Annotated in this window: 11 protein-coding genes; 2 read left to right on the top strand and 9 right to left on the bottom strand. The window is 72.2% G+C overall.

Going from position 1 to position 9,098, the window contains the following annotated elements; all coding sequences use genetic code 11:
• The 9 genes from AC067A_RS09240 to sigK all read right to left on the bottom strand — a co-directional run.
• On the bottom strand, window positions 1-275 hold a 275-nt coding region (locus tag AC067A_RS09240; RefSeq protein ID WP_478616679.1), incomplete at its 3' end, for a WXG100-like domain-containing protein.
• Between the two features lie 213 nt (window positions 276-488).
• Window positions 489-1,295 carry a hypothetical protein gene (locus AC067A_RS09235; protein ID WP_478616677.1) on the bottom strand — a complete coding sequence of 269 codons (807 nt, stop codon included), beginning with the start codon at window positions 1,293-1,295 and terminating at the stop codon, window positions 489-491.
• Between the two features lie 271 nt (window positions 1,296-1,566).
• On the bottom strand, window positions 1,567-1,833 hold the full coding sequence (locus tag AC067A_RS09230) for a DUF4235 domain-containing protein (RefSeq protein ID WP_478616675.1): 267 nt from the start codon (window positions 1,831-1,833) through the stop codon (window positions 1,567-1,569).
• The gene (locus AC067A_RS09225; protein ID WP_478616672.1) at window positions 1,830-2,315 is read right to left on the bottom strand and encodes a DUF3618 domain-containing protein; all 486 of its coding nucleotides are present in this window, start codon (window positions 2,313-2,315) and stop codon (window positions 1,830-1,832) included. Before AC067A_RS09225 ends, AC067A_RS09230 begins: the two co-directional genes overlap by 4 nt.
• Complete coding sequence (locus AC067A_RS09220; protein WP_478616670.1) at window positions 2,312-2,725, bottom strand: phage holin family protein; 414 nt, start codon at window positions 2,723-2,725, stop codon at window positions 2,312-2,314. The genes AC067A_RS09225 and AC067A_RS09220 overlap by 4 nt, the downstream gene beginning before the upstream one ends.
• Before the next feature lie 77 nt (window positions 2,726-2,802).
• Entirely contained in the window at window positions 2,803-3,882 is a 1,080-nt protein-coding gene (locus AC067A_RS09215) for a YihY/virulence factor BrkB family protein (RefSeq protein WP_478616667.1), read from the bottom strand.
• Between the two features lie 75 nt (window positions 3,883-3,957).
• Window positions 3,958-4,296 (bottom strand): hypothetical protein, encoded by a 339-nt coding sequence (locus tag AC067A_RS09210; protein ID WP_478616665.1) that lies wholly within the window; start codon window positions 4,294-4,296, stop codon window positions 3,958-3,960.
• A 714-nt stretch (window positions 4,297-5,010) separates the two neighbouring features.
• Window positions 5,011-5,763, bottom strand: a complete 753-nt coding sequence (locus AC067A_RS09205) for an anti-sigma factor (RefSeq protein WP_478616664.1) — start codon at window positions 5,761-5,763, stop codon at window positions 5,011-5,013.
• Window positions 5,760-6,347, bottom strand: coding sequence for an ECF RNA polymerase sigma factor SigK (sigK, locus tag AC067A_RS09200; protein WP_478616726.1), 588 nt, complete (start codon window positions 6,345-6,347; stop codon window positions 5,760-5,762). The genes AC067A_RS09205 and sigK overlap by 4 nt, the downstream gene beginning before the upstream one ends.
• Window positions 6,348-6,701: 354 nt before the next feature.
• Here sigK and AC067A_RS09195 point away from each other — a divergent pair, with 354 nt between their 5' ends.
• Together AC067A_RS09195 and AC067A_RS09190 are read left to right on the top strand one after the other, a co-directional pair.
• A complete protein-coding gene (locus AC067A_RS09195) occupies window positions 6,702-8,297 on the top strand; it encodes a molybdopterin-dependent oxidoreductase (protein WP_478616723.1) in 1,596 nt (531 codons plus the stop codon).
• A gap of 122 nt (window positions 8,298-8,419) precedes the next feature.
• Window positions 8,420-9,067, top strand: a complete 648-nt coding sequence (locus tag AC067A_RS09190; protein WP_478616661.1) for a fasciclin domain-containing protein — start codon at window positions 8,420-8,422, stop codon at window positions 9,065-9,067.
• Window positions 9,068-9,098 lie beyond the last annotated feature (31 nt).

Genomic DNA, 9,098 nt, shown 5'->3' with positions numbered 1-9,098 from the left:
TCCGCGATGGTCCGGGCCGCGGACACCATGTCCTTCAGGTGCTTGCCCTTGACCTTGGTCCAGTGCTCGTTCAGTGCGCCCATCGCCTCGCCGTGTCCCGACGACAGCAGGCGCTCCATGTGGTTGTTGGCGAGCTGACCGTCGTCGGCGAGGTCGTCCGCGAACTCCCGCAGCGCGTCCGCCATGTCGCGGTACGCGTCCTCGTCGACGTTGGGCCAGTTCACCCCCACCAGGTCGAGCAGCGTGTCCGCCCAGTCCGGCACCGTGACAGCCATGACCTCAGTTCCCCCGTTCGCGCAACCCGTCGACTCGAACAGCTCCACCGTAGCCGCCGATCGCGAGCCGTCCGCGAATGACAACCGAACACCGCTGCCGGGCAGGGCTGTTACTCGCAGCACAACGATCTTTCCAGGTCAGCCGCGAGCCACCTGATCATGCTTGCCGTACGCGTGTTCTGCAAATCGTCGCAAACGCGATGCGTCGCCCTTTCAGTGCCTCGCGCGCGCCCATCCGTCGCCGCGCCGAGGCGCTGGCGCGCCGGCCGGCCCGAACACCGAGTTCCAGGCCGCCTTGAGCACGGTGGCCCCTTCGTCGTCCACCCATCGCGGCGCGCCGAAGGCCATGGCCGCGTCGAGGAGGGCGCCAAGGGCCGTGTGCCACGGATCCGCCGGCACCTCGTCGCCGTCCTCGTCGACGCCGTACGCCCCTGCGCCGCCGTGGAGCTTCGCCCTCGTGCGGACCGCGTGGCACAGGACGGAGAACCCGTGCCCGATCGGTGAAGGGGACGGCCCCACACCGGGGATGGCCAGCGTCGACACGTGATCCCGGCCGTGGTGGCGCTCACCCTTCGGCTGCTCGTCGAGCCACCGGTCCCACGCCGCGCTGTACGTGAGGTCGGCCTCGGGACGACGGGCGTTCGCCAACCGTCGCGCGCGTTCCTCGTCGAGACCGCGTCCCGCATCGAGGACACGGCACACGGCGTCCCCGTGGGGGCCGAACAGCACCGAAGGAGAGAGCTCCTCCAGCAGGTCGACCGAGACGGCACGGGTGTAGCCGGCGTCGGGACGCAGGTTCTCGGCGGCACGCGCCATGGCGGCTCGCTCCTCGTCCGTCGCCGGTGGCACCACCCCGACCCGGAAGAGCCGTCCCGGCCACCGGACGACGAGCACCCGTTCCACCACGTGCTCCACGACGAGCCACGGCGGTTCCAACGACGGCAGCGTCACCCGCGCCCCCGCGACCGCGCCCTTCAGATGATCCGGGGCCTCATGGTCGACGTACACGTAGCCGGACACCGCGGCCTCCCCTCGCTCCGCCTCGTGGGAGGAACCTACCGGCTTGTCGGCGAGAGGCCACAACACGCCGACCGGCGGGCGGCGGCGCGCCTTCGGCGTGCTCGGCCGCTGGGCGCGAGCCGCCGCCCGGGGCAGCGGCCCGCGAGCCGCCGCGCACCGGCAGCGTGGACGGCGGGCTGTTCGAGGTGCGTGGCCGGGACGTGTACGGCCGGGCTCGCAGCGTGGCGGAGACTGCGAGTCCGGCCGTACGGGACGGAGCCCACGGGCGGGTTCAGCCGGGCCAAGTGCCGGTCAGACGACGGGTGGTGACGGCTCCCGCTCGGTCGACCGCGGCCTTGACGGCGGCGAAGATCGCCCCCTGCAGGCCCGCGGCCAGCAGGACCTCCCGCCAGGTGCGGTTCTCGTCGGTGGCATCGGGTGCCTTGCCGTCGTGTGCGACCAGTTTCCAGGCCTGCTTGAAGGCCGCGCCGGCGACCAGGCCGCTGACCACACCGAGCGCCAGCCCGACGGGCTTGTAGGCGATCTTGGACGCCTTCACTTGTTCCTCCGGCTGCGACGCATGAGCAGGAACGCTGCCAGGACCGCGGTCCCGACGAGCAGCGGCGTACGGTTGGCCCTCGCCGCGGTCGCGGTGGACGCGGCCTTGTCGCGGACCTGGTCCGGCGTCTTGGCGGCCGCGAGACGCCCGGCTCGGGTCGCGCTGTCGCGTACGTGAGCGGCGGCGCGGGCCGCCTTGTCGAGCACGGGATCGGGAGTCCTGTCCTTGGCCAGGTCGACCGCCTGGACCACCTTGTGCCGGAGCTGCTCGCCGACCAGGGCCGCCTTCTCGGTCACCAGGGCCGCCTTCTCGGCGGCCTGCGCGGTGACCTCGGCCGCCTTCTCCCCGGCCCGTTCCTTGACGTCGGCCTTGGCCGCCAGCGCTTCCACGGTCCGGCCGAGCTCCTCGCGGGTGCGCTCGACCTGTTCGCGGAGCTGCTCCGGATTCGCTGCGGATCCGTTGCTCTGGGACTGGTGGGTCATCGGTGTGCCCTCTCCTTGATCTCGTCCACGTCGGCCTTGACGCTCTCGATGGTCTTCTGGGGTACGGGACCCCCTGCTTTGGCGACCTGCTTCCTGCCGACGGCGGCCAGTACGGCGGCCACCGCCGCGAGCAGGAAGCCGATGATCAGGGCCGAGGCCCACACCGGCAGGACCAGCGCGAGGGCGGCGATCCCGGCGGCGACCAGCGCCTGCGCGGCCAGGACGCCGACGAGACCGGCTCCGCCGAACAGGCCGCCGCCGACCCCGTAACGCCTGCCCTTCTGGGTCATCTCCGCCCGCGCCAGTCGCATCTCCTCGCGGACCAGCTCCGATATCTGCCGCGACGCCCGCGTGACGAGCTCGCCTACCGGCTCGTCCCTGCCGCGGCCGTGGCTTCCAACGGCGCCCATCTCGTTCCTCGCCTTCTCACGCCTTGCCGGTGGTGTCCTCAGCCGCGCCTACCCGCCAACTCGACGCTCACCCCCGCCTACTTCAGGCGGCGGCGGTCCTCCTCGGTCCACTTCTGCGTGTCCCGCGGCTCGACGTACGGTTCCTCGTCCGCGGGGTGCCCGCCGACGATCGCGCGCTGGCGGGCCATCTCGGCGTCGAACTCGAGGCCCAGCAGGATGGCCAGGTTGGTGATCCACAGCCACACGAGGAAAATGATCACGCCCGCGAGAGTGCCGTACGTCTTGTTGTACGAGCCGAAGTTCGCCACGTAGAACGCGAAGCCGGCCGACGCGATCATCCAGATCAGCAGGGCCAGGAGGCTGCCGGGGGTCACCCACTTGAAGCCGCGGCCCTTCGCGTTCGGCGCCGCCCAGTACAAGAGCGCGATCATGGCCGTGACCAGGACCAGCAGGACCGGCCACTTCGCGATCGACCACACCGTCATCGCCGTGTCACCGACCCCCAGCGCCGCGCCGGCCTGGCGGGCCAGGCCGCCGGTGAACACCACGATCAGGGCACTGGCCACCGCGAGGACCATGAGCGTCACGGTCAGCGCGAGGCGCAGGGGCAGCACTTTCCACACCGGGCGGCCCTCGGGCATGTCGTAGACGGCGTTCGCGGCGCGGATGAACGCGGCGACGTATCCGGAGGCCGACCAGATGGCCACGGCCAGACCCACGACGGCCATCAGCGAGCCGATGCCGGCATTGCCCTGCAGCTGTTGCACGGCGTTCCCGATCACATCACGCGCGGCGCCCGGAGTGAGCTTCTGCAGGTTGTCCAGCACCTGCTTCGTCGCCGTCTCGCCCGCGACGCCCAGCAGCGACACCAGGACCAACAGGGCCGGAAAGAGAGCCAGCACACCGTAGTAGGTCAGCCCGGCCGCCCGATCGGTCAGCTCGTCGTCCCTGAACTCCTTCAGCGTTCCCCTGAGCACTGCCTTCCACGACTGCTTGGGCATCTCCGAGAGCCGATCGGGCGACCGCTCCTCGACCTCCCGGTCCGGGCCCGCGCCGCCCGTCTCGTCGTCACCCGTCGCCCGGCGGCTCTCGTCGTCACCCGTCGCCCGGCGACGGTCACGCTCGCCATCACGCTGTTCTCTCCCTGTGGGCCTCATGGTCGGCGCCTTTCCACTGACGCCCCGCCCATGCACTCCCCGGCGTGCGACGCAGAAGGGGGCCGGAACCCGCAGTCATCGCCAGTCCGGGAAAATCGGTCCCCACGGGGGAGTGGGGGAACCGTCCAGGTCCAGTCCGTGCGGCCACCACTGTTCCCGGTAGGGGATGGACCGGAGGCAGCCCGCGTCGGCGGCCTGCCGGGCGAGGGCCTCTGCGGTCTCCTGTTTCCCGGCTGCTTCACGGGCCGGCACCAGGTCGGTGAGGACCCCCTGATCGGCGGCCTGCCGGGCGAGGGCCTCGGCTGCCTCCGGGGCCCCGGCTGCCTCCCGGGCCGGCACCAGTGCCGTCAGAGGGCCCGTTCTGTCGGTGTCGGCGATCAGCCGGGTGACGTCGTCCACCCGCGTCCCGGTCACGTCCTCCGTGAGCGGCTTCCACCTGGTGGAGGCCCCGACGCTCCCCAGACCGGCGGCCCGGCGGAGGAGATGGTTCGCCCGCTCCCGGCGGTGCCTGCCCTTGGCCGAGCGGGAGAGCCCGAGGAGGTCCTCGCACTCCGTGAGGTGCGTAGGGGCGCGGCTTGGCAGAACGAAGCGGGCGGACAGTATCTGCGACGGGTGCCGCGGCCGTGCTGTTCGAGGAAGTCGGCAAGGCGGAGAACCGGCCCCGACACCGGGGTCGACGCTTGCTCCGCGACGCCGGGTGAGCGGTGCGGAGAACGGCGGATTCTCGTACGACGCAGGGGGACCTGCCCGCCGTGGCCAGGACCCGGTCATGGGCGCGTCGCACATAGCCGGGCAGCACGCGGCGCGAGCGGTCGGCGACCGGTGTGCACCCGGGGCGGTCCCGGCTGGAGGGACCTCCAGATCGTGAGGATCCCCTTCTCCGATCGGTCTTCCCGGCCCCTCATTCCCCGCAGCGGTCACATCGGTCCCGCCGACGGCGGCCCGGCGCAGTGCATGCAGTTCCTGCGCCTCTTCGCCACCGCTTTCGCGGCCGCCCTCACGCTTGCCGCCGTCGTCACCGGAGCGCTCGCCCGGATCCTCACGTGAACACCCCGTGCTCCGCGCCACACTGACAGGCGCTCGACCACCGGCCCGAGAGCGCGCGGAGCCCCTGCGGGGCTGCCCCGCTCAGGCGGGCATGTTCATCAGGAGGAGGGGAGGCGTGGTGGGCTGGGCGGAGCCGGCCGCGGGTTCGAGGGTGAGGCCGAGTGCGGTGGCGTCGGCGGGGTCGCCGTCGACGAGGACGGTGCCGTCCTGATCGATGAATCCGGCGGGCTGCATGGTGCCGTCGCGCTGGAGCCACAGCTGGTACGTCTTGCCCGGCGCGGGTGCGGGAAGGCCGGTCGCGGTGAGCACGGCCTTGTTCCGGCCGGCGGAGGACACGAGGGTGACGAGTGCTCCGTTGCCGGCCTTGCCGTGGACGGTGGCGGCATCGGGTGAGGCCAGGACACCGCTGATGGTGTCGAGGCTCTGCCGGGTCTGCCGGGCCTCCTGCCGCGCCTGGTCGGCCTCCTGACGCTGCCAGGCGGCGATTCCCGCGAAGGAGGCGGCGGCGACGAGGCTCGCGGCGAGCCCCAGGGGTAGGGCCTTGCGGCGGAGCCGGTCGCCGAGGCCGGCTGTCGTGGGCGGCGTGCTCAGCCGCGGGGGCAGCTGTCGTACGCCGTCGATGGCCTCCAGGGTCCGCTGCTTGAGTGCGGCAGGCGGTGGGTCGGCCGTGGCGGCGGCGAGGCGGGCGGTGGTGGCGCGGAACTCGGCCACCTCGCGCCGGCACGTCTCGCACCGGGCGAGGTGGCGGGCGAAGGCGTCGGTCTCCTCGGTGTCGAGCGCGTCGAGGGCGTAGGCGCCGGCAAGGGTGTGGATGTCGGACGCGTGGTGTTTCACGTGGTCACCCCCATGCAGTCGCGGAGCCGGATGAGCCCGTCGCGCATGCGTGTCTTGATGGTGGGAAGCGGCGTGCACAGGGTTTCGGCGACTTCACGGTAGGTCAGTCCCCGGTAGTAGGCCAGGGTCACGGCTTGGCGCTGGAGTTCGGTCAGGCCGCGCAGACAGCGGCGGACCTGTTCGCTCTCCAGCCGGGTCTCCACCCGCTCGGCGACGTCGTCGTAGGCGGTGTGGTGGTCACGGACGGCCTGGGCGTGTTCGCGATCGGTCGCGGCCTGGGCGGAGCGGACCCGGTCCACCGCCCGGCGGTGGGCGATGGTGGCGGCCCAGGTGCTCACGGAGCCGGCGTCGCTGCGGTAGCGGGCGGCCTGGCGCCACAGGTCGATCATGACCTCCTGGGCGACCTCCTCCGACTGGGCCGGGTCCCGTACGACCCTGAGCACGACGCCGAACACCATCGGCGCGAGCGCGTCGTAGAGAGCGGAGAAGGCTTCCTTGTCACCCTGTGCGACCCGCTGCATGACCGCGGCGAGATCGGGCGCTGCGCCTTTCACGGCGCGACGGAAGGGGAGGGGTTCGTTCACCGGGCGTTCTCCGGCGGGTGCGACCAGGCGGAGACGCCGGGTGGAGCCGGTCGGGGGAGGGCGGTCCATCGCATGCTGGTCCTTCGTCGCCGAGGCCCGGTCCGGTCAGGACGGGCGAGACGGCCCGGTGCGCGGGCCCGTGGGATGTCTCTGAACGTTCTTCGTAGCGGACACGCGTACGGATGGGAGCGGTTTCGCCGCACCTGGGCCCGGCCGCGCCCGACCGGGTCAGCTGCGGCCGGCCGACGCCACGGCCACTCGCAGCTTTCTCCGTCCGGTGTACGGGACCGTCAGGAAAACAACGAGCGTCACCCTTTCGGGGGACTGGCCCATCCGGGGCGCGGTCGTCGCCGAATCCCCGTCGTGAGCAGCTTCCGCAACATCTTCAGCAGGGCGTGGCCCGGCGCCCTGGCCGGTCTGGCCGCGGGTTTCTGCGCGCTGGCCGTGGCCGAGCTGGTGGCGGGCGTCGTCCGTCCGGCAGCCGGGCCGGTGACGGTGGTGGGCGGGGCGGTGATCGACAGGACGCCGGCCGCCGTGAAGGACTTCGCGATCCGCACGTTCGGTGAGGACGACAAAGCGGTCCTGCGGCTCGGCATCCTCGTCGTCCTCGCCCTCCTCGCGATGGGACTGGGCATGGTGGCCCTCCGCCACCGGCGGGCAGGTGCGGCCGGAGTCCTGCTGTTCGGTGCGGTCGGAGCGGTGGCGGTCCTCAGCCGGCCGGACGGCGGCCCCGTCGACGTACTTCCCTCCCTGATCGGGGCGCCGGCAGGGGCTGCGGTGCTGTACCTCCTTGTCTCGAAAGCGGCCCCCGGGCCCGGCTTCGACCCCTCGAGCCCGGAAGGGAACGGCAAGCGGGGCGACTGGGACAGGCGCGGCTTCCTCACGGCGGCCGCCGTCACCGCCGGAGCGGCAGCGGGCGCCGGCGCTCTCGGCCGGTCCCTCGGCCGGCGGCAAAGCCGGAACGCCGTCGCCTCTCGCGCCGGCCTGCGGCTGCCCGCGCCCGCCTCACCCGTCCCGCCGGTACCTGCGGGCGTCCGGCTGAAGGCTCCCGGCATCAGCCCCTTCGTCACGCCGAACCGCGACTTCTACCGCGTCGACACCGCCCTCGTCGTCCCCAGGGTCGACGCCGGCACCTGGCGCCTGCGGATCCACGGCAAGGGCGTCGCGCGCTCCCGTACCTTCACCCTCACCGAGCTCCTCGCCCGCCCGCTGATCGAACGGGACATCACGCTGACCTGCGTGTCGAACGAGGTCGGCGGCCCCTACGTGGGCAACGCCCGCTGGCTCGGCGTCCCGCTCGGCGAGCTCCTGGCCGAGTGCGGGGTGAAGCCGCCGTCGAAGGGCGGCGGGGCCGACCAGCTCGTGGCCCGGTCCGTGGACGGCATGACGCTCGGCTCGCCGGTCGAGGACGTGATGGACGGCCGGGACGCGATGCTCGCCGTCGGCATGAACGGCGAGCCGCTGCCCTTCGACCACGGCTTCCCGGTCCGCATGCTCGTCCCCGGTCTCTACGGCTACGTGTCGGCCTGCAAGTGGATCGAGGACATCGAGCTCACCACGTTCGACGCCTACGACCCGTACTGGGTGAAGCGGAAGTGGGCCCGCAAGGCGCCGATCAAGACCCAGGCCCGCATCGACACCCCCAAGCCGTTCGCCCGCACCGCCGCCGGCACCGTCACGGTCGCCGGAGTCGCCTGGGCCCAGCACCGCGGCATCACCCGCGTCCAGATCCGCATCGACGACGGCCCCTGGCACGACGCCGACCTCGCCGCCCAGGACACCGTGGACACCTGGCGCCAGTGGTCCCACCGCTGGAACGCCACCCCCGGCAGCCACACGATCACCGTCCGCGCCACCGACGGCACCGGCCGGGTCCAGACCGAACTCCGCACCCGGACCATCCCCGACGGAGCCAGCGGCCGCCACAGCGTGTTCGTCACCGTCCCCTAGACCACCGCACCGGCCCCGTCGGCGCCGGTCGGGCAGCACCACCCTCCCGATCCACCGGAAGCCCCCCGGACATCCCTCCGGAGGCCATCCGGCCCAAGAGAACACACCAAGGAGCAACCCTCATGAACACCTCGCGTATCCGCCGCGGCGCGCTCGCCCTGACCGCCGCCGCCGTCCTCCCCTTCGCGCTCGCCGCCTGCTCGGACTCCGACAGCGGCACCAAGGCCGCGGCCCCCAGCTCGGCCGGTGCCGACCCGAGCACCGCCGTGACCCCGCAGGAGGGTGCGACGGCGATGGACGAGCCGTTCGGTCCGGCCTGTGCCGGGGTGCCGAAGGAGGGCGCGGGCTCGTTCGACGGCATGGCCAAGGACCCCGTCGCGACCGCCGCGTCGAACAACCCGGCCCTGTCCACCCTGGTCGCGGCAGTGAAGCAGGCCGGTCTCGTCGACACCCTCAACAACGCGGAGAACATCACGGTCTTCGCGCCCACCAACGACGCGTTCGCGAAGATCCCGAAGGCCGACCTGGACAAGGTCCTCGCCGACAAGGCCATGCTCACCGACATCCTCACCTACCACGTCGTCGGCCAGAAGCTCACCCCGAAGCAGCTGGAGAACGGCTCCTTCGAAACCCTCCAGAAGGGCATGATCACCACGAAGGGCTCCGGCGCGGACTACACCGTCAACGACACCGCCGAGGTCGTCTGCGGCAACGTGAAGACCGCCAACGCCAACGTGTACATCATCGACACCGTCCTGATGCCCAAGTAGCAGCCGTCCCTCATGCCCGGGTACCAGCCGT

Source organism: Streptomyces sp. NPDC043176 (assembly GCF_056436715.1).
The sequence above is the reverse complement of the archived record's forward strand: the minus strand, read 5'-3'. Positions and strand labels throughout refer to the sequence as shown.

Excerpts from the sequence above, each read along its gene's own strand:
- AC067A_RS09225 (WP_478616672.1), bottom strand. The coding sequence starts at position 2,315 with ATGACCCACCAGTCCCAGAGCAACGGATCCGCAGCGAATCCGGAGCAG.
- AC067A_RS09190 (WP_478616661.1), top strand. The coding sequence starts at position 8,420 with ATGAACACCTCGCGTATCCGCCGCGGCGCGCTCGCCCTGACCGCCGCC.
- AC067A_RS09215 (WP_478616667.1), bottom strand. The coding sequence starts at position 3,882 with ATGAGGCCCACAGGGAGAGAACAGCGTGATGGCGAGCGTGACCGTCGC.
- AC067A_RS09220 (WP_478616670.1), bottom strand. The coding sequence starts at position 2,725 with ATGGGCGCCGTTGGAAGCCACGGCCGCGGCAGGGACGAGCCGGTAGGC.